Origin of the sequence: Pseudoalteromonas carrageenovora IAM 12662, assembly GCF_900239935.1 — a bacterium.
GTDB classification, from domain to species: Bacteria; Pseudomonadota; Gammaproteobacteria; order Enterobacterales; family Alteromonadaceae; genus Pseudoalteromonas; species Pseudoalteromonas carrageenovora.
Window position 1 is genome coordinate 1,401,427 of the sequence record NZ_LT965928.1, and the last position, 24,499, is coordinate 1,425,925.

Genomic DNA, 24,499 nt, shown 5'->3' on the forward strand with positions numbered 1-24,499 from the left:
TGTGGCTTAAATGAAGTACGACAATAGCTAAGTATTAAACACTGTTCAATTAAATACTTTTCATGGCATAAAAAAGGAGCACTTAATAGGGCTCCAATTTATGTAATTTTAACGCAGAGTGATTGCTTAAAATGTCCATTCTACATGTATTTGCGGAACTGACTCTGTGACCTCAGTACCTAGCTTGTTATGCCAGTATTGAAGTTCCATACCGAGTAATAAGGTATTTTCTTTCATTTCAAGTGCATGACCCATATCCCATACTAAAATAGGCTGTGCGAGTATCCACGCTTCTACATCGTTACCAAATTCGTCTTCACGTTCAGCAATATATTCGGCGTGGCCTTTAAAGCTAAATTTTTGTGAGCCAATAGTAAAAGGGTATTCAAAAGCAACATCAAACATCCAGCTATTTGTTTCAATAGGTGCGCCGCCTTTGGCTACACCTTCACTGTCGTCAATGTAGGCAGTTACTAACGTTTGAAAAAAGTTAAACCCGGGTACATCCCAGCTTAACTTAACGCCCGGCAAGTATTTCATCATTTTAGCGTCGCCAGCTACGTTAATACCGCCGGTAAGGCCAACATCTAATAACGCGCCTACGCCAATTTTTTCACCGCTAATGGCCGATAAGCTTACCGTAGAATACCATTCGCCGTAAAAATCGCTATCTTGATAGCCGTCAGTTGTATCGTCTTTACTGTAATCGATAAAAAAGAAGTTATCGCCGTAATCGTAACCCGATGCATGTTGAATAGAGTAAACAGTGGTATCCGACTCTTGCTTAGTAAAAGGGTTTTTTTGGTCGCCATTATTAATATGTAATGCTGTGCTGCTCCAATTAGCGGCAAAAGCAGAAGACGATAAAGCAATTGATGTAAGGGTAATGAGAGGAAGTAATTTTTTAAATTTCATATCTGTATTTAACTATAATTTTAGTGACACGCGAAGGCGCGCATTATAGCAAAAGTGATTGATATGTAGAGTATTATTTTAACATATGTTGCAGCTTACTTATTAAGCTGCAACATATAAAGACTCGTTTATTATGCTTTGTTGCGGCGCAAACAGATTATAGTAATTGCCGTAAACGCTAAAATAAAGCAGTAGTATGATGAAGTAGATACTTCCCATGGGCTAATTTTAAATGTAGCACCGAGTAATAAGGCTTGTGCGCCATAAGGCAATGAACCCTGAGTTACACAGGCAAATATATCAAGTAAACTTGCAGAGCGTTTAGAGCTTATTTCGCCATCCTCAGCGAGCTTTTTAGCAATAGGGCCGGCAACAATAATAGATACTGTATTATTAGCTATACACACATTACTAGTTAAAACTAAAGCCGCAATACCTAGTTGATCAGCCACTTTACGGTGCCATTTAGCGATTACTTTAGTAATGGCTTGAATTTTTTGGGCAATGTAATCAAGGCCACCGTTAATACGAATAAATTCAGATAAGCCACCAATAAACATAGAAAGTAAAAATATTTCCTGCATATCAGTAAAGCCTTTGTATATGTCTTTTACAAAGCTTGCACCTTCGTAGCTGCCGGTAAAGCCCATTAAAGCAGCAAAAACAATACCGCTAAATAACACTACAAATACGTTCATACCCGCAACAGCCAATATTAAAATAAAGGCATACGGCAGTACTAATAACAAATCGTAATCTTTCGTTTCTACGGCTTGTGGTGCAGGTGTTAAATATAATAATAACGCGATGGTGAGAACGGCAGCGGGCACGGCTATTTTTAAGTTTTCTTTAAATTTATCTTTCATTTCACAGCCTTGCGTACGAGTAGCTGCAATAGTCGTGTCTGAAATAATAGATAAGTTATCGCCAAACATAGCGCCAGATACAATAGTACCGGCCATTAATGCAGGGTCGATGCCTGTTTTAATAGATACCGCATAAGCTATTGGGCCTATAGCACCAATAGTACCCATTGAAGTACCCATAGCCGTAGATACAACCGCAGCAATTAAAAATAAGCCTGGCAGCAACAAAGCGGGAGGAATAAGCGATAAGCCTGCGTTTACAACAGCATCAACACCACCGGTTGCACTTGCCACAGCCGAAAAGGCACCCGCAAGTAAGTATATTAAACACATGGTAATAATGTTGTTGTGCCCAGCACCTTTAATAAAGGTTTCTACACATTGGTTTACTGTGCCTTTATTTAAAATAAACGCAAGCATAATGGCTGGCAAAATAGCCACAGGGGCGGGTAGTTGGTAAAACGCGTAATCAACCCCTTGCGATTGCAAGTATAAACCTGAGCCTAAAAATAGCGCTACAAAGGTAAGTAGGGGGAGTAAAGAAAGTATTGCTTTGTTTTTGTTAAATGATGGCTGCATCATATTCCTCATAACCAGTAAAATTTATCACAGCCAAAACTCCTCTTTTAGCTGAATTTAGCAGTACAACTTTTTATTTTAAAAAGTTGTTAGCCGCAGCGTCCGCAAGCCAAAGACCAAATCGACGCGAAAGAGAAGTTTAAATGTATAGATGGCTAAAGTAAACTGGTATTGTTATTATTATAAAATTAAAAGGTCACCTGACTATTGCATGACTTTTAGATAATATCTATAAAGCAACGCGATTTTCAGCGATTAATATTTATCCAGCTGCATAAAAATACCCACCTGCGTATTTTGCAATGTCCGGATATATGGCTAATAAACGGATTCAAATTAAATTAGGTAAAAACCATGACTACAAATCGAATAGGTGTTTTTGGTGCTAACGGCAGAATGGGCTTAGCCTTATTAGAAGCCGCGACAATTAAAGAGCAAACACAACTTACAGGCGCATACGTTCGTAGCAGTTCATCGTTATTAGGTATTAATGTAAATCAAGTAAATAGTGCAGCCGATAGCGCTGTAAGCTTTAGTGTTGAAAGTGAAGTGAATAATGTAGATGTGTTAATCGATTTCACATTGCCACAAGGTATGCGTAATCATTTAAAAACAGCGGTTGCGCAAAAGCTACCTATGGTTATTGGTACCACAGGGCTGAACGCTGATGATATGGCGCTTTTGAACGATGCGGCAAAGCACATTCCGATTGTATTTGCCCGCAATTATAGTGTTGGCGTAAACGTGCTATTAAATTTGGTACAAACAGCAGCCACTAAATTTGGCGATGATTTAGATATAGAAATATTTGAAGCGCACCATCGTCATAAAATAGATGCACCATCGGGTACTGCTTTAGCTATTGGTGAATCAATTGCAGATGCAAAGGGCTGGAACCATGACGAGGTTGCAGTATACGACCGCAGCCAAGTAGAAACGGCTAAATCGCAAAATGAAATAGGTTATTCAGTACTAAGAGGTGGAGACATAGTAGGTGAACATACCGCATACTTTGCCACAATGGGCGAAAGGCTCGAATTAACCCACAAAGCAAGTTCAAGAATGACCTTTGCACTAGGTGCTGTAAGGGCTGCATGCTGGTTGCAAAATAAACCGGCAGGACTTTATGATATGCAAGATGTGCTTGATCTTAAGTAGTTTAGTTACTTTTTTACCTGTTTGGGTCTAATTTCACCTAAAGCGACTTGTTTGTAACAATTTACCAAATAGTGTTAGACCTAAATAGTAACTTAATGTAGAATGCAGCCAATTTGCCAAAAATTACTAAATGCGTGTTTCCAATTATACCCAAGTGGCTAGTAAAACCAGGGGTTTCAGTGGGAATGATAAGAGTTTTAGGCAAGAAAAAATGATTGAAGGTTTAGCGTTTTATATCGGCATCATTTAAGACTGCGTAAAACAATTATAAGCTCACAAAAAATCTGGTTTTGACGATCCCTCTGGGTATTGGCGGGGTGTTAAGCAATTGCTTACTCCCGTTTTTTACTGTTAGGAGGTTTAACTTGACTAAATCCGCTCTGTTAGTCCTAGAAGACGGCACAGTGTTTCGCGGTACTGCAATCGGCGCTGACGGCATGTCAGTCGGTGAAGTAGTATTCAATACGTCTATGACTGGTTATCAAGAAATTTTGACTGATCCATCATACGCGGAACAAATCGTAACTTTGACGTACCCACATATCGGTAATACGGGTACCAACAGCGAAGACGAAGAAGCGAATCAAATATGGGCTAAAGGCCTAGTGATCCGTGATTTGCCACTGCTAGCAAGTAACTTTCGTAACGAGCAATCGTTAGATGATTACTTAAAAGAACGTAATATTTTAGGTATTGCGGACATCGACACCAGAAAGCTAACACGTATTCTGCGCGACAAAGGCGCACAAAACGGGTGTATTATCGCTGGTAGCGAGCTAGACGAAAACAAAGCGTTAGAAGCCGCGCAAGCCTTCCCAGGTTTAAAAGGTATGGATTTAGCAAAAGTTGTCTCAACCAAGGAAAATTTTGAGTGGCGCGAATCAAGCTGGACATTAGGTGAAGGATTTAAAACCCTAGATACCGCTGATGAAAAGTTTCATGTTGTTGCCTACGACTTCGGTGTTAAACGTAATATATTACGTATGCTAGTTGATCGCGGCTGTAAATTAACCGTCGTGCCAGCGCAAACCTCAGCAGCCGATGTACTTGCTTTAAACCCAGATGGTATATTCCTATCTAATGGGCCTGGCGATCCTGAGCCATGTACTTACGCTATTGATGCAATTAAAGCCTTTTTAGAAACCGACACGCCTATTTTTGGTATCTGTTTAGGTCATCAGTTATTAGCCCTTGCCTCAGGTGCTAAAACAGCAAAAATGAAATTTGGCCACCACGGTGGTAACCATCCAGTAAAAGATTTAGACCGCGACGTAGTAATGATCACCGCACAAAACCATGGTTTTGCTGCAGATGAAGCGTCATTACCAAGTAACTTACGTGCTACGCACAAATCGTTATTTGACGGAACGCTTCAAGGTATTCATCGTACAGATAAACCAGCGTTTAGCTTTCAGGGTCACCCAGAAGCAAGCCCAGGCCCGCACGATGCAGCCCCATTATTTGACCACTTCATCGACTTGATGCAAGCGCGTAACAACTAATTTAACTGGAGTAATAATGCCAAAACGTACCGACATAAAAAGCATTCTTATCTTAGGCGCAGGCCCAATTGTAATTGGTCAAGCTTGTGAATTTGATTACTCTGGTGCTCAAGCGTGTAAAGCACTCAGAGAAGAAGGCTATAGAGTTATATTAGTTAACTCAAACCCTGTAACTATCATGACCGACCCAGAAATGGCCGATGCAACGTACATCGAACCAATTCACTGGGAAGTGGTAGAAAAAATTATTGAAAAAGAAAAGCCAGATGCAGTACTCCCTACAATGGGTGGTCAAACAGCATTAAACTGTGCGCTTGATTTAGACAAGCACGGTGTACTGGCTAAGCACGGCGTTGAGCTAATTGGCGCAACAGCTGATGCAATCGACAAAGCAGAAAACCGTGAACGCTTTGACGTAGCAATGAAAAACATTGGCCTTGAATGTCCTCGTGCTGAAATTGCTCATTCAATGGAAGAAGCTAAAGATACAATGAGCCGTATTGGCTTACCGTGTATCATTCGTCCTTCTTTTACCATGGGTGGCACCGGCGGCGGTGTTGCTTACAACATGGAAGAGTTTGAAGAGATTTGTGAGCGCGGTTTAGACTTATCGCCAACGAACGAATTATTGATTGATGAATCACTGATTGGTTGGAAAGAGTACGAAACAGAAGTTGTTCGTGACAAAAAAGACAACTGTATCATTGTGTGTACTATTGAAAACTTTGACCCAATGGGCGTGCATACAGGCGACTCAATCACGGTTGCTCCAGCACAAACTTTAACCGACAAAGAATACCAAATTATGCGTAATGCCTCTATGGCTGTACTGCGTGAAATTGGTGTTGAAACCGGTGGTTCTAACGTACAGTTTGGTATTAATCCAGAAGATGGCCGTATGGTTATCATTGAGATGAACCCACGTGTATCACGCTCATCTGCACTTGCTTCTAAAGCAACGGGTTTCCCAATTGCTAAAATTGCAGCAAAACTAGCAGTAGGCTACACGCTTGATGAGCTTCAAAACGATATTACTGGCGGTAAAACACCAGCGTCTTTTGAGCCTTCAATTGATTACGTTGTAACTAAAATACCTCGCTTTAACTTTGAAAAATTTGCCGGTGCTAACGACCGTTTAACAACGCAAATGAAATCAGTAGGCGAAGTAATGGCAATTGGTCGTAACCAACAAGAGTCATTACACAAAGCATTACGTGGTCTTGAAGTTGGCGCAACGGGTTTTAACCCAATTGTGGCACTTGATGACCCTAAAGCACGTGAAAAAATCATTCGTGAATTACGCGAGCCAGGCGCCGAGCGTATTTGGTATATTGCTGATGCAATGCGCCATGGTATGAGCGTTGAAGATGTTTACGAACTGACTAAAGTTAACCGCTGGTTCTTAGTGCAAATTGAAGACATTTTAAAAGACGAAGCTAAAATTAGTGACGTTGGCATGGCTGGCCTAAATGCAGACTTTTTACGCAAACTTAAGCGTAAAGGTTTTGCCGACCCGCGTATTGCTGAAATTGCCGGTGTTTCTGAAGCTGAAATTCGTAAAAAACGTCATCAACTAAATATTGTGCCAGTGTACAAACGTGTTGATACGTGTGCAGCAGAATTTAGCTCAGACACAGCTTACATGTACTCATCGTACGATGAAGAGTGTGAAGCAAATCCAACAGACAAAGACAAAATCATGGTTATCGGTGGCGGTCCTAACCGTATCGGCCAAGGTATTGAATTTGATTACTGTTGTGTTCACGCAGCCCTTGCGCTTCGTGAAGACGGCTACGAGACCATCATGGTTAACTGTAACCCTGAAACGGTATCTACCGATTACGACACATCTGATCGTTTATACTTTGAGCCAATTACGCTTGAAGACGTACTAGAAATCGTCCGTGTTGAAAAACCAAAAGGCGTAATCGTGCAGTACGGTGGTCAAACACCACTTAAATTAGCGCGTGAGCTTGAAGCGAATGGCGTGCCAGTGATTGGTACTTCTCCTGATGCGATTGACCGTGCAGAAGACCGTGAGCGTTTCCAACAGTTAGTAGAGCGTCTTGATTTACTACAGCCAGAGAACGCAACGGTAACATCAACTGAAGAAGCACTACTTAAATCAGTTGAAATTGGTTTCCCACTGGTTGTGCGCCCATCGTACGTATTAGGCGGCCGCGCAATGGAAATTGTATACGACGAGCAAGATTTACGTCGCTACATGACCGAAGCCGTGTCAGCATCAAACGAGGCACCAGTATTACTTGACCGTTTCTTAGATAACGCAATTGAAGTTGACGTTGACGCAATTTGTGACGGCGAGCAAGTAATTATTGGCGGTATCATGGAGCACATTGAACAAGCGGGTGTTCACTCAGGTGATTCAGCATGTTCGTTGCCAGCACATTCTTTATCTCAAGAAGTGCAAGATGTAATGCGCAAGCAAGTAACCGATATGGCACTTGAGCTTGGCGTAGTTGGCTTAATGAATACACAGTTTGCTGTAAAAGATGGCAAAGTGTACTTAATTGAAGTAAACCCACGAGCAGCACGTACAGTACCGTTTGTATCAAAAGCAACCGGTGTTGCACTTGCAAAAGTAGCTGCGCGTTGTATGGCGGGTCAGTCACTGGCAAGCCAAGGCATTACTAAAGAAGTGATCCCTCCATATTACAGCGTTAAAGAAGTGGTTTTACCATTTGCTAAGTTCCAGGGTGTGGATCCTATCCGTGGCCCAGAGATGCGTTCAACAGGTGAAGTGATGGGTGTTGGCGATACTTTCGCCGAAGCGTTCGCAAAAGCACAATTAGGTGCAAGCAACACTTTACCACGCGGTGGTCGCGCGTTACTATCTGTACGTAACAGCGATAAGTCTCGTGTTGTAGAGCTTGCAAAAACCATGACAGACCTTGGTTTTGAAATTGATGCAACAGGTGGCACAGCAGAGGCTTTAAAAGAGGCCGGTATTGAAGTACGCCGTGTAAACAAAGTATATGAAGGCCGCCCGCATATTCTTGATAACATCAAGAATAAAGAGTACAGCTATATCGTAAATACCACCGAAGGTCGCCAAGCGATCGAAGATTCGAAGGTGTTGCGTCGTGGTGCATTGCAAAACAAAACCAACTACACGACAACCTTGAACGCGGCATTTGCTAACTGTACTGCTAACCAAGCAGACGACCGTAGTAAAGTGACGTCAGTTCAAGAGCTACACCAGCGATTGAACTAAGGAAATGTACCAAGGCCATTAAGGCCTTGGTGTTAAGTGAGAAAAGTATGCAATCAATTCCGGTGACAGTTCGTGGCGCAGATTTACTGCGCAAAGAGCTTAACGAATTAAAAACAGTTACCCGTCCTAAAATCGTAAATGATATTGCGATTGCACGTGAACATGGTGACTTAAAAGAAAACGCTGAATACCACGCTGCGCGTGAGCAACAGGGTTTTTGTGAAGGCCGTATTCAAGAAATTGAAGCTAAGCTTTCAAATGTGCAAATTATCGACGTAACTAAAATGCCTAATACGGGTAAAGTTATTTTTGGCACTACGGTGACTATCGTAAATGTAGAAACTGATGCCGAAGTAAAATACCGTATTGTAGGGGATGATGAAGCAGATATTAAAAACAACTTAATTTCTGTTAATTCGCCTATCGCGCGCGGTTTAATTGGTAAGCAAACAGATGATGCTGTAACCATTAAAACGCCAAAAGGCGACGTTGAGTACGAAATCATTGATGTTGAGTATCTTTAATATTTAGCTCACTGTAACGTTTAAATAAAAACCGATGCATTCGCATCGGTTTTTTTATGTCTTGAATAAATCACGATACTAATACCAACTCCAATAAATAGCCGATCTATTTTACTTGCTAAAACAACCCATTTCTTTGTTGTAAATTTCGTAAAGGGAACAACCATTTACATCAATTTACGCCTAGAAATGAGTTGTTTTTTCGGCGTAAAATTTAGAACACATACTTAATGGAGTTGGTATAACAAAGGTATTCATATTGCATAAAGAGTTAACATGATGATATAGGTACATAATCACTTTATTAAAAAGGAACACTCAATGGCTAATATACTTTATCCAGCGCCTTTAAAAGTAGGCTCTAAAATTGCTATTTGCTCGCTTTCATCTGGGCTAAAAGAAAAGTATCACGGACGATTAGATATAGTGATGGACGGATTAAAACACCGTGGTTACGAGGTAGTAGAAGGCGAATTTTTACGCCAAAACAAACCTCGAGAACAACTTGATGCCAAAGCCCATGCACAGCAGTTAATGGGCTTTTTACTTGATGACGAAATAGCAGCTATTATGCCACCAATGGGCGGTGAGCTTGCAATGGAAGTGCTACCGTTACTCGATTTTAACGCTATAAAAGCGGCAAAGCCTAAATGGCTGGTGGGCTTTTCTGATGTGAGCACTATTGCTTGTGCATTAACGGCCAAATGCCAATGGGCCACTCTACATAGCGCAAATTTAATGCAATTACACCCTGATGAAAAAAATCCGTATAGTTTACAAATTTTTGAAACTTTGACCTACGAAGCGGGGAGTAAGTTTGAACAAGGTCCTTCATCTTTACATCAAAAAGTGAAACCTAATTATGCTCAAAACCCTGATGAACTTTTAAACCCCAGCGAGCCAACTCATTGGCAATGCTTAAACTCTACTGATAAACGCACGATAGAAATGTCAGGGCGCTTATTTGGTGGGTGCTTAGACACAGTAGGTTTATTGCTCGACTCCCCCTTTTTAGCATTACACGAATTTAAAAAACACAGTGCATCAGAAGGATTAATTTTATACCTAGAAAACTCAGAGCTTACGCCGACGACGGTTGCTCGGTTTTTACTTTCACTAAAGTTAGCCGGAATATTTGACGATATTAATGGCCTTATTTTAGGGCGAAGCGAAATCACTCAAAGTAATTACGACGCCTTTGATTACCGCCATGCGCTTGATGTGGCTCTAGGCGGATGTTTGTTTCCGGTAATTTTTGATGCCGATATAGGTCATGTACAACCTAATTTAAACCTGGTAAATGGCGCTTCATGCTCGCTTATTGCTGATATTAATGAAGGTAAAGTACTTAAAGCATCATTAAATACTGAGCTTTCTTAACTTTTATTTTTGAATAACCTATTAATACAGGCGTATAATGCGCATACCGTAAACGTATAAGTTTGCGGTAAATTCTCAGGGCGGGGTGAAATTCCCCACCGGCGGTATGTTTTACTCAATACTTTTTTGATTAAAACGAGCCCGCGAGCGCTTTATTTAATTTATTTTTACAATATTGAAAAAGTTAAATGAAGGTCAAGCAGATCTGGTGAGATGCCAGAGCCGACGGTTAAAGTCCGGATGAAAGAGAATATAGCTTATTACACTACGCCATAAACAGAGCTTTTTGGCGTGTGTTTTTAATGCTGTTTTTTGGCTAAACATACAAATTTATTTTGTATGGCTTTGCCATGCCTTTCAGTGTCCTGAATCTATTTATTTTTTATTTGGAATATAATGATGATTCAGTCTTTACTTACTCAATTTGGCGAAAGCCACACCCGTGTAGAAAATGCCATCGCCGCACTGCAGCAAGGCCAAGGCGTACTTGTTGTTGATGACGAAAACCGCGAAAACGAAGGCGACTTTGTATTTTCTGCAGAGCATTTAACTCCCCCTCAAATGGCCGAAATGATCCGCGAAGGCAGCGGTATTGTGTGCCTTTGTATGGGCGATGAACGCATTAAACAACTCGACCTACCGCAAATGGTAGCTAACAACACCAGTCAAAATAACACAGCTTACACTGTAACCATTGAAGCTAAACAAGGCGTAACAACCGGTGTATCAGCAACCGATAGAGTAACCACGATTAAAGCGGCAACCGCCGATAATGCTAAACCGAGCGATTTATCACGCCCAGGCCATGTATTTGGTTTAAAAGCGCAAACCGGTGGTGTACTTGTACGCCGAGGTCATACCGAGGCATCTGTTGATTTAATGCAGCTGGCTGGTTTAAAACCATTTGGTGTTATTTGCGAACTAACTAATCCTGATGGCACCATGGCGCGTTTGCCACAGGTAAGTGACTATGCTAATAAACACAGTATGACCGTGGTATCGATAGAAGACTTAGTGCAGTATATTCAAGCACGCGAACTAAAAGTTAGCTAGTTTAACTGGTTAGGTTAAATTTATTATAAAGCCCAACTTTTAAGTTGGGTTTTGTATTAAGAAGTAAATAATTTATTACTCTAAATTTAATAACTAATATTGAGAGTTAAGTGCTATCTAAGTAAAGTTAATAAATCTGAGTGTGAACTATTAACGTTTTAAGCAGGGTCCCTTTAGTTAGGTTGTTAAACCTTATACGACTCACTGTGTATTGTGCTTTAGGCCAGTGTTCCCGTTACTTTTTTACTTAGTTTTATTGGTTAAACTTTAATGTATTAAGTATCTATTGTGCAGGTGCTAATAGGCGTTATAACTTTAGTAGATGCGAGTTAAACTCATAATATGGCTAGGCGTTACTTCAATGGTAAAGCTTGGCCTTTAGCCTAAATTTTACCTATTTACTCCCCTCGCTATTCGTGAAATTATTAAGTGACTAAAGTACAATTTATGCAGAATGTGTAAAAAATTTAGCTCAGGAGTAGTTATGTGGGATGAAAGGTACGACAGTGAGCAATACGCTTATGGCAAAGAGCCAAACGATTTTTTAGCCCAGCAATATCAACAATTACCTAAAGGCAACGTTATAAGCTTGGCCGAAGGTGAAGGGCGAAATGCCGTGTTTTTAGCAAAAATGGGTTATAGCGTTACTGCGGTTGATGGCTCTAAAGTAGGTCTTGAAAAAGCAGCAAAGCTTGCCATAGAGCATAATGTAAACATTGAGCTTATACATGCCGATTTAGCAGAATTTGATTTTGGAGAGGCAAAATGGGATGCAGTGGTCTCTATATATTGCCCTTTACCGAGCGCGGTACGCTCAGCGGTATATAAACGCGCTGTAAAAGGTTTAAAGCCTGGTGGGGTATTTTTACTTGAGGCCTATACGCCAGAGCAAATAAATTATAATACCGGCGGCGGCCCAAGTGCAGATACTAAAACATCAAAAAACGATTTAGAAGATGACTTAACAGGGCTTAGTTTTGTACATTTAGAAGAATTAAAACGAGAAGTGTTTGAAGGCTCCTATCACACCGGTTTAGCATCGGTCTTGCAGGCTATAGCTAAAAAATAAATTTTACATAGGTTTAGGGCGCCTGTTATAGCGCCCTTTCTTTTTTTGGTTTTGAACAGAAGCTAATTTTTCTTACCAGCTAATTTCTCAACCAATTCAACCCGCCTATTAAGTTCGCGACCTAATTCATTACTGTTTGTGGCAACAGGTGAGTAGGGGCCTGCGCCATGAGCGAATAGCCTTGATTTTGATACACCGTAATTAGTTATAAGCGCCTTAACAACAGCATTAGCACGCCGCTCAGAAAGGTTTAAATTATACTCAGCTGATCCTTTATCGTCGGTGTGCCCAACCACATATAAGCTCAGCTGTTTATTTTTATTTAATACTTGTGCAATGGTATCTAAAGCCTGTTTTGACTCTGATTTAATACTGGCTTTATCGTAATCAAACAAAACACCATATATTGAGGCTTTTCCTTTTTGCGCTAATTGCTCTAATACTTTATCGCTATTAGTCTCGATTAGACCAGTTAGCAATGGCTTAGTTTGTATAACCACTAACTGAATACGTGAATGGCCTTGATAATTTCCTATAAAAAATACAGCGTAAGTCGTTTGCTCATCAAGTACCTTTTTCATAACCTGATAGCGAGGCTGCTCTGAGTAGTTATAAATTGATTCAACCGCTAAAATATCACCTAACTGTTTTATATCATCTCTAATTTTTCTTTTATTTGTATTTTTACTACATGAGCTTTTTTGACACGAAAATACAGTTTCAAATCCCTCTTTAACTAATGCGCCTACATAGTTGTGGTAAATTTTAAGAGAAGATACGTTGTTTACCACATAGGTAATTTGAGTGAGGTCACCTGTTACATCAAGTGTTGGGATTTGTTTTGTTTTTTTATTTACAACACCTACAGGAATGCTAAATTCTTCATAGTCTACCTGCTTAAAATCCTCAATATAACTGCCAGGATAGCGACTCAGTAAAGGGTGATCTTGAGTTCCTTTTTTATCTTTTTTTGGAGCTTTATTACTATTTTCATTTGTTGTTTTTTTAAGTGCACTGAGATCGGCGATTATTAAACCGGTTTCAATCTCTTTTATATCTATAGTAGTTAGCTGAACACCCGTTTTATTTTTATATTGTCCTACATAAAGAGTAACAGCAGCCTCAAGTTTGTCAGTGCCTTTGGTAGCGTATATATAATAGGGGTTTCTAAATGCATTACCTGGGCTAAAATAGCTAGACTCTTCGCCTAATCGCTTTTTATTTTCGTAGCTTTCACCTGAGTAACATTCATCTAGCAAACACATATAGTTGATAGTAAAGCCGGCTTTAATAAGTGCTTTTTGATAGTTTTTGGTAACCTTTAAAGAAGCTACATTTTTGATGTCGTATGAGTAATGGTTTGTAGAGCCAATAAATGAGTCAAAAGTGAGTTGCTGGGCCTTTTTAGCGTTGCGATCAAAATTTGTAACAAGGCGAGTTTGCTCACCTTCTAACATAACTTTATTTTGTAATTTTGCACCAGGATAAGGTGATAGAAACGGCTTAGCTTGAATATTGAATGTACTGAAACTACAGGCAAAAACGATGACTAATCTAGTTATATATTTCATTAAAATTTCCTTTTTATATTGAAAGTATTCACCGACTATAAAACAGCTGATTTTTAAAGTCATCCTACTTAACATTATAGTTTTACTTACATTTATTTTTTAAGCTAGCGCATTAGCACACTGTTTTGATTTACGTTTACTTAGTGACGAGTGCTCATAAAAATGAGAATCTAATTAAGGTCGCTTTCAAAAAAATAAATTGTTAAACCTGCTGCCTAAAATAACAATGGAGAAAACAATGCAACTAGATGATATTAGAGTGTTTGTGCCGTGTAAAAACTATCAACAATCGTGTGCATTTTATCAGGCGCTTGGCTTTAGTATTGAGTCAGCCTCTGCTGATTTAAGTATTGCAACATCAGGTGAATGCAGCCTCTTTCTACAGCGTTACTACAACCAAGAATTTGCTGAAAATTTAATGCTGCAAGTGTGCGTATTAAACATAAATGAAGCCTTTGACATTATTAGTAAGCTCATTAACTTTGATATTCGCTTTGAAGGGATAAAACAAGAGCCGTGGGGTAAAGTGATTTATTTATGGGGACCATCAGGCGAGCTTTTACACGTAACTGAATTTAATTAAAAAGGAATAATAATGAAAAAAAATACGTTTTTTGTCATGTTGATGGTTTTTTTACTGACCTCATGTAGTGCGCTTGTGAGTAATCATGCAGGTAAAAATACGCGTTCTAGCAGTTTGGTTGACTTTCTTTATCCAAACGAAGATAGCCGTGCTACGTATAAACCAGAAATTCCAGTGTTAAAATTACCTGTTACAGTGGGCATTTCATTTGTGCCTTCTAAAGATTGGCGAGCAAACGGTATTGAAAGTCAAAATGAGGTAGAGTTGCTCGAAAAAGTTAAAAAATCGTTTTTGCAGTACGATTACATTGACCGCATAGAAGTAATTCCAAGTACGTACCTTAAAGGTGGAGAAGGGTTTTCAGCGCTTGAGCAAGTAGGTCGACTATACGATGTAGACGTAATGGCATTGGTTTCTTACGATCAAGTAACACAAACCTATGAAAATAACGCCGCATTATTGTATTGGACCATTGTAGGTATGTACGTGATTCCGGGTAATGAAAATACTATTCAAACCTTTGTCGACACTGCGGTTTTTGATATAAAAAGTAAAAAAATGCTTTTTAGAGCACCCGGTATCAGCAAGCTTGAAAAAAGAACCACCGCTATTAGTATTGACGAAACGCTCAATGAAAAGTCACTTGAGGGCTTTAATTTAGCGGTTACCGATATGAGCTTAAATTTAGATGCAGAATTAGCCCGCTTTAAAACACGGGTAAAAGAAGAAAAAATTGCAAAAATAGAAAATAAAGATGGCTCGAGTAGCGCAGGGGCGTTTAGTGTGTTTTTTCTAGTTTTAACATCGCTACTTGTTTTAAAGCGCAGATATGTAAATAACTAAATATATATAACTAAGTCGCTAAATACTTAAATTTAAAACGCCACATTATTTAATTTATGCGGCGTTTTTTTATGGTGTTTAGCTTAATTTTTCATTAAAAAACGCTAAGGTACGCTGCCAAGCAAGTTCTGCTTTTTGCTCATCATAACGCCCCGTAGAGTCGTTATGAAAACCATGATTAGCGCCTTCGTACATGTGCATAGTGTACTCAACATTGTTAGCTTTTAAGCTCTTTTCATAATCAGGCCATGTAGCGTTAACACGTTTATCAAGTTCACCTAATTGAATCATCAAAGGCGCCTTTATATTTTTGTGCAGTGACTCACTGGCAGGAGTACCATAAAAAGGCACGCCAGCGCTAAGTAAATCACTATCAACGGCTGCTAAGTAATTAACAATATAACCCCCAAAACAAAAACCCACAGCCCCTAGTTTGCCGTTACTATTTGAATGATTTTTTAAAAAGTGAGCGGCGGCTACAAAGTCGTTTTGAATTTTAGCTCTGTCCATGGTTTTTTGCATTGCACGGCCTTCATCGTCATTACCCGGGTAGCCACCAAGCGGGAAGAGTGCATCGGGGGCAAAGGCAATAAAGCCTTTTTTGGCTAAGCGCCTTGCTACATCTTTTACGTAAGGGTTTAACCCTCGGTTTTCGTGAATAACTAATACAACAGGCAGTTTACCTTCAATTGTGCTGGGTACTGCTAAGTAACCTTTGCCTTTACCATGCCCGTTTGGCGAATCAAATTCTTCGTAGGTGGCTTTAATATCGTCATCATTAAACGATACTTGCTCTGCAAACGCGTAATTAGGCAATAGCGCCGATGTAAGTACACTCATTGAAAACCCAAGTGCAGCTAAACCGCCAAGTTTTTTCATAAATGTACGTCTGTCCATTAAGCCGTGGGCGTATTCGTCGTACCAATCAAAGGCTTCTTGTGGGATATGGTCTGATTGCGGGTTATTCATGGCTGCTCCTTCCATTATTATTAGTTATGTATTGTTATTTATTACCATAACGTATTAGGAGTAAAAAACGAGCAGTTTATCTCTTTATTTATCGAACCTTTTTAATAAATAAAAATTAGTTATTGAGTTTTAGCTTACCTGCCTGATAACCCTTCATCTACCCCCATTAAAAAATCAAGTCCCACAAACGCGAACGATATAGCAATGGCGCCTAATAGCATTAAGTTACGGTTATTCTTTTTGTAGCCAATTGTAGTTAACACGGCAAAAGCAATAAATAGAATAATTTGTACGAGTGGCATAGTTACATCCTTTTATGTATTGGAGACCATTTAAGGGCCTAACTTACCAGTTTAAAAAAATTTAAACAATTGATTTAAAATAAAAAACTCGGAAAACTCCGAGCTTTTTAAGTAAGTTACCTAATTGGCTTATTACGCCATAGCGTCGTTGGCTACAGGGTATTTAGGGTCTTCAACAATGTTAACCTCAACTAAATCACCGGCTTTTCGTAATAACTGGGCAGACTCAGGGCTTAAGTGGCGTAAATACAACGTTTTTCCTAATGCTTTATAACGTACGCTTAAACCATGTATAGCTTCAATACCTGATTGGTCGCACACTCTAGCATTGGCAAAATCTATACACACTTTTTGTGGGTCGTTATGTGGGTTAAACCCTTCTTTAAACGAGGTTATAGAGCCAAAAAATAAGCTGCCTGCTACTTGGTAAGTTTTTTGAGTTTGAGACTCATCGCTGCATTGAATACGAACTTCTTTTGCAGAATTCCACGCATAAACTAAGGCTGAAATAACAATACCTATGCCTACTGCAACGGCTAAATCAAGCAATACGGTAACGGTTGATACCACAATAATAATAAATATTTCAGACTTTGGAACGCGGCCAAATAAGCGTAAAGATGACCATTCAAAGGTTGCAATAACTACCATAAACATAACGCCAATTAATGATGCGACAGGGATCATTTCAATTAAGCTTGGGAAAAACAAAATAAATACCAGCATAAATAAAGCGGTAGCAATGCCCGCAGCACGGCCTCGGCCGCCTGAATTTAAACACACCATGCTTTGGCCAATCATGGCGCAGCCGCACATGCCACCAAATAAACCGCTTAAAATATTGCCCGAGCCTTGTGCCACAGACTCGCGATTACCTTGCCCGCGGGTTTGTGTTATTTCATCAATAAGCGAAAGGGTCATAAGCGTTTCAATTAGCCCAACCGATGACAAAATAAGCGCAAGCATTATCACAGTGATAAGCGCATCGAGCGAGTCGCTATTAGTTAAATCCCAGCTAATTTGCGGAAAGTGAAAACTCGGTAAAGCACCTTTTAAACTGCCATCAAGTGGGTCAATGGTGTCTTTTAAGCCTTCAGCTACTTTTTGCGCTTCGTTAGCTTGCCATTTAGCCGTAATTTGCGCATCGGTTGGGCGCTCAAGTGCAATATTTTGCGCCACTTCACTGTATTGCCCATGAGGTACTTGATTTTTTATAGCTGCAAAGTTTTCAGTAATGATTTCTTTTTCAATCATTGAGGTACGCTGCGTGTGCACAACATCGCTAACAAGTTTTGACTCAAGTGGCGTAAAGGTGACCAGCGCTGTACACACTGCTATTGCAGCAAGAGGGGCAGGAACTGCTTTAGTATAGCGCGGTAAAAAATACACAATTGCCATGGTTAACGCAATTAGCCCCATCATGGTAAGCATAGCTGGGCTGGTTAGTTGCATCCAATCGCCTGCGTAGGTAAACATATCGTGTTGCTTATCGTAAACTACACGAACGTTTTCTTTAAATTGGCCAAATTGCGCCATACCAATCACAATAGCTAAGCCGTTTACAAAGCCAAGCATTACTGGGTGAGGTAACAGCCTTATAAACTTGCCCATTTTAAGCGCGCCAAATATAACCTGTAGCACACCGGTTAACACCACAGCAGCCAGTAAATACTCTAGCCCAAACATGATAATAAACGCGGTGGTTACTACGGCCATAGAGCCCGCCGCGCCCGAAATCATAGCAGGACGGCCGCCAAAAACAGCGGTAATAAAACCAATAAAGAACGAGCCATACAGCCCCATCATAGGGTCAATACCGGCTACAAAGGTAAACGCGACGGCTTCGGGAATGAGTGTTAGCACGGCGGTTAAGCCTGCTAAAACGTCATTTTTTAAATTAGCGCTGCGTTTGCTTATTAAATCAAACATAGAATTCCTCAGGTGCATAAATAAACTACATGCCATGGCGCTTTAAGCGAATAGCAGTGTGTTTTGGTGTTTTAAAATTTACGTGTATAGGGCGTGTTGATCTTTGCGGATTGAGATTTGTTCAATCTAGGGGCGATCAAGTCGCGGCGCGAGGTTTGTAACCTAGTGGGCTAAGTAAAAAACCGAGCAACAAAGAGTTTATCGCCCCTAGGCAGAACCCAAAGGGCAGCGTATGTTTGGCATTTATGCTACGTTATCGCCTATTTATGGGGAGTAACCACACTTCATAGGCTCTGCCTTGCCTAAAAACCAAACATACTGCTGCAAATTCAAACGCCAAAGGTCAACACGCCCTCGTTATTAGAGCTAAGTGGAGGGCACTTAACTGACAAGCGGCTCAAAACCATTGCGGTGTGAGCTAATGCTAAGCAATAAAACTATTACGTGTTAGCGGTGCTTTAAATTGAGGGCGCATAATACGCTGATAAACATAGAATAATTACATACAATTTATTTGAAACACTTTATAAAAACTATTAATAATGCAGGGCAATATGCAGGCAAATAAAAAGCTCGGCGTATTAGGCCGAGCTTTTTTGGTTGGGAGTATAGATTATTTAGTTATTTGTAGGTGTTGGTTGAGCACTTACAGGTTGCGATTTACCAAGTAGTTTACGTGTTGGGCGCTTAGCATCTTCTAGTGCTACGTATTGGCAAGGTATAAGTATTAAGGTAATTATCGTGGCAAATAGCACACCAAAGGCCAGCGATACCGCCATAGGAATAACTATTTTAGCTTGTAAGCTGGTTTCCAAAATAATAGGCATTACTCCAATAAATGTAGTAATAGAGGTAAGCAATATGGCTCTAAAGCGTTTAGCACCTGCTTGCATAACGGCCTGTTTTACAGCCATACCTTCTGCGCGGGCTTTGTTTACAAAATCAACCATAACGAGTGAGTCGTTTACTACAATGCCCGCTACCGCAATAATGCCAAACATAGATAGACCGCTCATGGTCATGCCTAATATTACGTGACCAAACATTGCACCTACTACACCAAATGGAATAACCGACATTATAATAAGCGGCTGCGAGTAAGAGCGAAGCGGAATAGCTAATAACGCAAATATAATCATCAGGGATATAGCAAAGTCGCGTAACTGCTCATCGGCGCTGTCCATTTCTTCTTGTACGCGTCCAGCCACATTACTTTTAACGCCTGGGTAGCTTTTAAGCAGCGAAGGTAAATAGGTATCGCGAATTTCTTGTGCAATGGCAAACGGTTCAACTTGGTCAGTATTTACCGCTGCCCATACATTAACGGTACGGTTTGAGTTTTCACGGCGAATACGGTTTACACCATCTACTAGTCTAACTTCGGCTACTTCGCTTAATGGCACTTCTGCACCGGTTGGCGTAATAATACGCGCATTTTGAATATTACTAATGGAGTTGCGCTCGCTCTCTGGGTAGCGGATCATGACTTTAATTTCTTCGCCTTCGCGTAAAATACGCTGTGCTTCTAATCCGTAGTAACTAAAGCTTACTTGCGATGCAACATCCGCAAGGGTTAGTCCCATGCTGTAGGCCAGTGGTTTTAAATCAAGCTGTACTTCGTCGGTGGCACTTTGTAGTGAGTCGTTTACATCGCCTACACCTTCCATGCTTTGTAATTTAGCCTTTAATTTACCGGCTACTACTTTTAACTCATCAGCATTTTTGCCTTGCAGTCTAAAACTTACGTCGCCATCATCACGCCCGCCACTAAAAATATTATCTTGAATATTAAGCGTTTTAACACCTGGTAGCGGGGGCATTTGTTCACGCCATAACGCGCTTAATTCAAAAGTGTCGATAGGCCGCAAGTGTGGCTCTACTAAAATAGCCATAATGTTTGCTTGAGTACGCCCACGTAAGCTTACCGATAAATCGCGTATCATGCTTTGGCCGTATTGCTCTTTAAGTTCTTTATCTACTTTAAGTAAAACGTCTTCTATTTTACGGGCGGTTTCAAGCGTTGCTTGCTCCGAAGAGGCAAGGTTCATTTCAAGTGTAATACGCGGAAAGTCATGCGGAATTTTAGGGTTAGGCACAAACTTAACTAAGCCGCCTGCAAACATACCTGCACTCACTATTAATATACATAAAAAACCTATAATTACGGTATATCGATAATGTATACAATGGCCTATAAAAGGCGTGTAGTAGTTTTGTACAAAGTGTTTTAAACCGCTATCAACCACATTACGCAGTTTATGTAATGGGTTTTTAGGGTTTGGTTTACGTGGGTTCATGGCTGCAATATGTGCAGGTAATATTAGCTTTGATTCAATCAGTGAGAAAATCAAACACAATATAATAACCACACCAATGGCTTTAGAAAACGCAGCGCCTGGGCCCGATGCCATAGCTTGCGGTAAAAACGCCGCGATAGTGGTTAATACCCCAAAGGTTGCAGGCATCGCTACACGCTTAACACCACGAATAACGTTATCAAGGCTATGGCCATGTTTTTCAATTTCGGCACTGGCCGATTCGCCCACAACTATGGCGTCGTCGACCACAATCCCGAGTACTATAATAAAGGCAAATAACGACACCATGTTTATGGTGATGTCTAAAAAGCCAATTGGCATAAACAAAAAAGCACCTAGAAAAGACACCGGTAAGCCCATCATTACCCAAAAAGCTAAACGCAGCGGTAAAAACAGCGCCAGCACTATCATTACTAAAATACCGCCCCATACCATGTTGTCGATCATCATATCGAGTCGACCTTCAAGGTAGTAAGTTAAATCAACAATAGGTGAGAGCTTTACGCCTTGCGGAAGTTTTGACTGTTTTTCTGCCATGTAGCCTTTAAGAATTTTAGCTACATCGGTTATGTCTTGATCTTTTGAGGCGTCTACTTCAAACGAGAGTGAGTTTTTACCATTATATTTAGAGTAAAGTAGGCCTTCTTCAAAGCCGTCGTTAATTGTAGCTACATCGCCTAAATTAATTTGTGCGCCATCGGCAAGCGTTATAAGTGGAAGCTTTGCAAACTCGCCGCCACGGTAGGCCTGCTTTTCAACACGCATTGAAATATAGCCTGTGTCAGAACGAATTTGCCCTGCCGACATATTGGTAGAAAAGTTTTGCACTGCACTTGATACATCTCTAAACGTTAGGCCGAATTCACGTAGTTTATCGGGGCTTATTTCTATGCCAATTTCGTAATCTAGGCCACTGTAAAAATCGACTAAGTTAACGCCTGGTAAGGCGAGTAGTTCATCTTTTATGTCATTACCTAGCTCTTTAAGCTGGTAGTAGCTCATGTCGCCATAAAGCGCGAGGATCATTACCTCTTGCTGAAATTTTTCACGTTGAATAACGGGGCGTTCCATCCCAGCTGGAAAGGTATTAATAGAGTCTACTTGCGCTTTTATTTCGTCTAGGGCTTCTTGTAGGTCGTATTTTTCTTCTATTTCTACCCACGCTTGCGAATAACCTCGGTTAGAATAGGTTATTAAACGTTTTATACCCTCGGTACCCTCAAGGTTTTCTTCTATTTTTATGGTTATACCTTCTTCAACCTCTTGCGGGGCTGCGCCTGGGTATACCGCTTCAATACTCACCCAGTTACTTTCAAACTGCGGAAATGCCTGTTTACGAATTGTCAGCGCCGTTAAAAGCCCGCCAATAAGTATAAAAATCATAATTAGGTTTGCCGCAACTGGGTTACGTGCAAACCAAGCAATTAAGCCTTTTTCTGAGGTACTCATGGCGTATCCTCTTTAAGTGCTAATTGAGTTACATCGCTTTTAGGCTCATTGCCTTCTAGCTTAACCGCCATGCCTTCTGTTGGGTATTCAAGGGCAGAGGTAATAAGTTGCTCGCCATTATTTAACCCTTGGTCGGCTATTACCATGCCATTTTGCTCACGTACAATATTAAGCGTTTTAAAGCTAAGAGTTTGATTGTCATTTAAAATAGCAATTTTGTTATTTTTAACTAAATGGTGCGGGACAATAATCGCGTTATCCAGCGCTCGCCCTTCAATTGTGGCGTTAATGTACGAACCAAAACGAAGTGGCTTAGTGTTATCAGCATACGGGGTAGGTAACTGCGCAACTAAATAGCTCATACGGCTGGTTTGATCAACAATCCCTTCACTACGCACCACTTTGGCTTGCCACGTAGTTTGCTTACCAGCAAATTCTGCGTTAAGCGTTACCTGTGCGCCAATACCGCCATTATTTAAATATTGCAGCTCTTTATCTGCAACCGGTAAACGTACCTCTGCAACTGCTGTCGCGCTAAGCTCACCAAATTTACTGCCTGCGCTTACAACAGAGCCTAAGCTAATAGTGCGCTCATTTATAATTGCATCGTAAGGGGCTTTTATGTACGTACGTTCTAAGTTACGTTTAGTGCGTTTTACACGGGCTTGAGCAGATTTAAAATTTGCCATTTTTTCAGCAAGTTGTGGTTTACGTAAATAAAGCTCCGAGGCAATCGCATCGCTTGAGTCTGATTTAATACGTTCCCATTCTGCTTTAGCCACGTGGGCTTGTGCACGCTCTATTTCAAGTGCTGAACTTGCTTGTGCAAGGCCTGCTTGTGCTTCAATAAAGTCGGCTTCGTAATCATTTGGATCAATTCGTGCTAAAATATCGCCTTGCTTAACAAACGCGCCTTCTACAAATTGCCCGGCTACTGAAATAACTTGCCCGCTTACTTGAGCAACCAGCTCGGTACGGTCTTTAGGTTTTACAACGCCGTACGATTTTACATCAAGCGTAATAGCATCAATGTTTACACTTTTTGCCGCAACCAGCGGGCGAGTGTCTTGCTCTGGTTTTTCTTCTGGTGGCGTTTTCATTGCTGAAAGGCCAATTGCGAGTGCAATCCCGGCAGCTAAAACCGCGATTGGTAGTAAAATTTGTTTTTTAGTAGCCACAAGGCATTCCTTCATATATTTGGTGACAAGGCAATAATACGCAATAAAGTGTTTACAAGGCGTTTGAAGATGTAACAAAGCATTACATGTGTGTATTACAAATAAACAATTGACTATGCATGAGTGAAAGTACACTGCAAATTGCATAGTTTTATTAACTGAGGTTATTATGAAAACTGAGCCTATGACGTGTCGTTTAGGCTGCGGTGCGTGTTGCATTGCACCGAGTATTAGCTCCCCAATCCCAGGAATGCCGAATGGTAAAAAAGCCGGAGAGCGTTGTATTCAGCTAGATGAGCGTAATTTATGTAAATTATTTGGCGATGAAAGTCGCCCAAAAGTATGTAGCGATTTTAGCGCCACATTTGATGTGTGTGGGTCAACAAATGCAGAGGCTCTAGCGCTTATAACCGAGCTTGAGCAATTAACCTAGCTTACGAGGTTAATACACATATATTTACATTTAAGGTAACGCTAAGTACTTAATAAACTCAGATTGGAGTATTAATACTTCAATTTACTAAGGGAATATATGATCAGAGTTGATTATTCACAGTACTCATTAACTGAGCTTGAAGAAGCCATAAAGAGCATAGATAAACAAAAGTACGTTGGAAATTATCAGGCTCTAATGAATGAGTATTCTAAAAGAGAAAATAACTTAGCTGCTTATAATGAACAAACCGAATCTCAGTTAGAATCTAGTGAACCAAATATAAAAACAACAAGTGAATTTGAACGCTTATTAGGAATATGTTTTTTTGGGCTTATTTTTGGTGCTCCAATAGGAGCAGAGGTTGATCCTAATACTTTAACTGGTTCAGATATATTTATCTCTTTGTTATTAATCACTATGTTTGGTGGTTTATTAGTTCATTCATTTAACAATGGCTGGACTTTTGGAGGTAACAATAAATTTTATATTAAAGAAGACCCTATTATGTTTACCGTTGCACAGTTAATTTATGCATGGCTTTTAGGTTTATTTTCCGCTGTTTTTGTACTTGCAGTATTTTCCTAAATTAAATTTATTAGGTACCCACCTATAAGCAGGTACCTAATAAATTCCTAAAGTT

The 24,499-nt window shown here is 40.3% G+C and carries 19 protein-coding genes and 1 riboswitch; of the genes, 11 read left to right on the plus strand and 8 right to left on the minus strand.

Annotated features, from left to right (window positions below; translation table 11 throughout):
* Positions 1 to 126: 126 nt before the first annotated feature.
* A complete protein-coding gene (locus tag ALFOR1_RS06440) occupies positions 127 to 915 on the minus strand; it encodes a nucleoside-binding protein (protein ID WP_104642411.1) in 789 nt (262 codons plus the stop codon).
* 131 nt (positions 916 to 1,046) lie between these two features.
* Positions 1,047 to 2,360, minus strand: a complete 1,314-nt coding sequence (locus ALFOR1_RS06445; RefSeq protein WP_058548885.1) for a Na+/H+ antiporter NhaC family protein — start codon at positions 2,358 to 2,360, stop codon at positions 1,047 to 1,049.
* A 354-nt stretch (positions 2,361 to 2,714) separates the two neighbouring features.
* Between ALFOR1_RS06445 and dapB the strand changes: the two genes are divergently transcribed.
* From dapB to ALFOR1_RS06480, 7 genes are all read left to right on the plus strand, one after another.
* On the plus strand, positions 2,715 to 3,518 hold the full coding sequence (gene dapB / locus ALFOR1_RS06450; RefSeq protein ID WP_104642412.1) for a 4-hydroxy-tetrahydrodipicolinate reductase: 804 nt from the start codon (positions 2,715 to 2,717) through the stop codon (positions 3,516 to 3,518).
* A gap of 365 nt (positions 3,519 to 3,883) precedes the next feature.
* Positions 3,884 to 5,020 carry a glutamine-hydrolyzing carbamoyl-phosphate synthase small subunit gene (gene carA / locus ALFOR1_RS06455; protein ID WP_058548887.1) on the plus strand — a complete coding sequence of 379 codons (1,137 nt, stop codon included), beginning with the start codon at positions 3,884 to 3,886 and terminating at the stop codon, positions 5,018 to 5,020.
* Positions 5,021 to 5,036: 16 nt separating this feature from the next.
* Complete coding sequence (carB, locus tag ALFOR1_RS06460; RefSeq protein ID WP_104642413.1) at positions 5,037 to 8,255, plus strand: carbamoyl-phosphate synthase large subunit; 3,219 nt, start codon at positions 5,037 to 5,039, stop codon at positions 8,253 to 8,255.
* 47 nt (positions 8,256 to 8,302) lie between these two features.
* Entirely contained in the window at positions 8,303 to 8,779 is a 477-nt protein-coding gene (greA, locus tag ALFOR1_RS06465) for a transcription elongation factor GreA (protein ID WP_104643631.1), read from the plus strand.
* A 321-nt stretch (positions 8,780 to 9,100) separates the two neighbouring features.
* Positions 9,101 to 10,159, plus strand: a complete 1,059-nt coding sequence (locus ALFOR1_RS06470) for a S66 family peptidase (protein ID WP_104642414.1) — start codon at positions 9,101 to 9,103, stop codon at positions 10,157 to 10,159.
* A gap of 67 nt (positions 10,160 to 10,226) precedes the next feature.
* Positions 10,227 to 10,415, plus strand: a riboswitch (FMN riboswitch).
* Between the two features lie 143 nt (positions 10,416 to 10,558).
* Positions 10,559 to 11,212 (plus strand): 3,4-dihydroxy-2-butanone-4-phosphate synthase, encoded by a 654-nt coding sequence (ribB, locus tag ALFOR1_RS06475; RefSeq protein ID WP_104642415.1) that lies wholly within the window; start codon positions 10,559 to 10,561, stop codon positions 11,210 to 11,212.
* Between the two features lie 484 nt (positions 11,213 to 11,696).
* Positions 11,697 to 12,281 carry a class I SAM-dependent methyltransferase gene (locus tag ALFOR1_RS06480; RefSeq protein ID WP_104642416.1) on the plus strand — a complete coding sequence of 195 codons (585 nt, stop codon included), beginning with the start codon at positions 11,697 to 11,699 and terminating at the stop codon, positions 12,279 to 12,281.
* A gap of 62 nt (positions 12,282 to 12,343) precedes the next feature.
* Here ALFOR1_RS06480 and ALFOR1_RS06485 read toward each other — a convergent pair whose 3' ends face one another.
* The gene (locus ALFOR1_RS06485) at positions 12,344 to 13,852 is read right to left on the minus strand and encodes an OmpA family protein (RefSeq protein WP_104642417.1); all 1,509 of its coding nucleotides are present in this window, start codon (positions 13,850 to 13,852) and stop codon (positions 12,344 to 12,346) included.
* A gap of 238 nt (positions 13,853 to 14,090) precedes the next feature.
* Between ALFOR1_RS06485 and ALFOR1_RS06490 the strand changes: the two genes are divergently transcribed.
* Together ALFOR1_RS06490 and rhlP are read left to right on the plus strand one after the other, a co-directional pair.
* Positions 14,091 to 14,435: a VOC family protein gene (locus ALFOR1_RS06490; RefSeq protein WP_104642418.1), complete on the plus strand. Its 345-nt coding sequence runs from the start codon at positions 14,091 to 14,093 to the stop codon at positions 14,433 to 14,435.
* A 12-nt stretch (positions 14,436 to 14,447) separates the two neighbouring features.
* A complete protein-coding gene (gene rhlP / locus ALFOR1_RS06495) occupies positions 14,448 to 15,278 on the plus strand; it encodes a rhombotarget lipoprotein (RefSeq protein ID WP_104642419.1) in 831 nt (276 codons plus the stop codon).
* Positions 15,279 to 15,356: 78 nt separating this feature from the next.
* On the opposite strand, the gene ALFOR1_RS06500 is transcribed toward rhlP, so the two are convergent.
* The 5 genes from ALFOR1_RS06500 to ALFOR1_RS06525 form a co-directional block, all read right to left on the minus strand.
* Entirely contained in the window at positions 15,357 to 16,247 is an 891-nt protein-coding gene (locus tag ALFOR1_RS06500) for a dienelactone hydrolase family protein (RefSeq protein ID WP_104642420.1), read from the minus strand.
* Positions 16,248 to 16,381: 134 nt separating this feature from the next.
* Positions 16,382 to 16,549: a hypothetical protein gene (locus tag ALFOR1_RS06505; RefSeq protein ID WP_158657434.1), complete on the minus strand. Its 168-nt coding sequence runs from the start codon at positions 16,547 to 16,549 to the stop codon at positions 16,382 to 16,384.
* A 132-nt stretch (positions 16,550 to 16,681) separates the two neighbouring features.
* Positions 16,682 to 18,478: a SulP family inorganic anion transporter gene (locus ALFOR1_RS06510; protein WP_104642421.1), complete on the minus strand. Its 1,797-nt coding sequence runs from the start codon at positions 18,476 to 18,478 to the stop codon at positions 16,682 to 16,684.
* Positions 18,479 to 19,095: 617 nt separating this feature from the next.
* A complete protein-coding gene (locus ALFOR1_RS06520) occupies positions 19,096 to 22,245 on the minus strand; it encodes an efflux RND transporter permease subunit (RefSeq protein ID WP_104642422.1) in 3,150 nt (1,049 codons plus the stop codon).
* The gene (locus ALFOR1_RS06525) at positions 22,242 to 23,423 is read right to left on the minus strand and encodes an efflux RND transporter periplasmic adaptor subunit (protein WP_104642423.1); all 1,182 of its coding nucleotides are present in this window, start codon (positions 23,421 to 23,423) and stop codon (positions 22,242 to 22,244) included. Before ALFOR1_RS06525 ends, ALFOR1_RS06520 begins: the two co-directional genes overlap by 4 nt.
* Positions 23,424 to 23,592: 169 nt before the next feature.
* Between ALFOR1_RS06525 and ALFOR1_RS06530 the strand changes: the two genes are divergently transcribed.
* Positions 23,593 to 23,856 carry a YkgJ family cysteine cluster protein gene (locus ALFOR1_RS06530; protein ID WP_058548899.1) on the plus strand — a complete coding sequence of 88 codons (264 nt, stop codon included), beginning with the start codon at positions 23,593 to 23,595 and terminating at the stop codon, positions 23,854 to 23,856.
* Between the two features lie 99 nt (positions 23,857 to 23,955).
* Positions 23,956 to 24,444, plus strand: a complete 489-nt coding sequence (locus ALFOR1_RS06535) for a hypothetical protein (protein WP_104642424.1) — start codon at positions 23,956 to 23,958, stop codon at positions 24,442 to 24,444.
* Positions 24,445 to 24,499 lie beyond the last annotated feature (55 nt).

What these genes read in the sequence shown, in the direction of transcription:
- ALFOR1_RS06530 (WP_058548899.1), top strand. Translation starts at nt 23,593, where the DNA reads ATGAAAACTGAGCCTATGACGTGTCGTTTAGGCTGCGGTGCGTGTTGC.
- ALFOR1_RS06470 (WP_104642414.1), top strand. Translation starts at nt 9,101, where the DNA reads ATGGCTAATATACTTTATCCAGCGCCTTTAAAAGTAGGCTCTAAAATT.
- carB (WP_104642413.1), top strand. Translation starts at nt 5,037, where the DNA reads ATGCCAAAACGTACCGACATAAAAAGCATTCTTATCTTAGGCGCAGGC.
- ALFOR1_RS06505 (WP_158657434.1), bottom strand. Translation starts at nt 16,549, where the DNA reads ATGCCACTCGTACAAATTATTCTATTTATTGCTTTTGCCGTGTTAACT.
- greA (WP_104643631.1), top strand. Translation starts at nt 8,303, where the DNA reads ATGCAATCAATTCCGGTGACAGTTCGTGGCGCAGATTTACTGCGCAAA.
- ALFOR1_RS06440 (WP_104642411.1), bottom strand. Translation starts at nt 915, where the DNA reads ATGAAATTTAAAAAATTACTTCCTCTCATTACCCTTACATCAATTGCT.
- ribB (WP_104642415.1), top strand. Translation starts at nt 10,559, where the DNA reads ATGATTCAGTCTTTACTTACTCAATTTGGCGAAAGCCACACCCGTGTA.
- rhlP (WP_104642419.1), top strand. Translation starts at nt 14,448, where the DNA reads ATGAAAAAAAATACGTTTTTTGTCATGTTGATGGTTTTTTTACTGACC.
- ALFOR1_RS06535 (WP_104642424.1), top strand. Translation starts at nt 23,956, where the DNA reads ATGATCAGAGTTGATTATTCACAGTACTCATTAACTGAGCTTGAAGAA.
- ALFOR1_RS06480 (WP_104642416.1), top strand. Translation starts at nt 11,697, where the DNA reads ATGTGGGATGAAAGGTACGACAGTGAGCAATACGCTTATGGCAAAGAG.
- ALFOR1_RS06485 (WP_104642417.1), bottom strand. Translation starts at nt 13,852, where the DNA reads ATGAAATATATAACTAGATTAGTCATCGTTTTTGCCTGTAGTTTCAGT.
- ALFOR1_RS06520 (WP_104642422.1), bottom strand. Translation starts at nt 22,245, where the DNA reads ATGAGTACCTCAGAAAAAGGCTTAATTGCTTGGTTTGCACGTAACCCA.
- ALFOR1_RS06510 (WP_104642421.1), bottom strand. Translation starts at nt 18,478, where the DNA reads ATGTTTGATTTAATAAGCAAACGCAGCGCTAATTTAAAAAATGACGTT.
- ALFOR1_RS06500 (WP_104642420.1), bottom strand. Translation starts at nt 16,247, where the DNA reads ATGAATAACCCGCAATCAGACCATATCCCACAAGAAGCCTTTGATTGG.
- ALFOR1_RS06445 (WP_058548885.1), bottom strand. Translation starts at nt 2,360, where the DNA reads ATGCAGCCATCATTTAACAAAAACAAAGCAATACTTTCTTTACTCCCC.
- ALFOR1_RS06490 (WP_104642418.1), top strand. Translation starts at nt 14,091, where the DNA reads ATGCAACTAGATGATATTAGAGTGTTTGTGCCGTGTAAAAACTATCAA.
- dapB (WP_104642412.1), top strand. Translation starts at nt 2,715, where the DNA reads ATGACTACAAATCGAATAGGTGTTTTTGGTGCTAACGGCAGAATGGGC.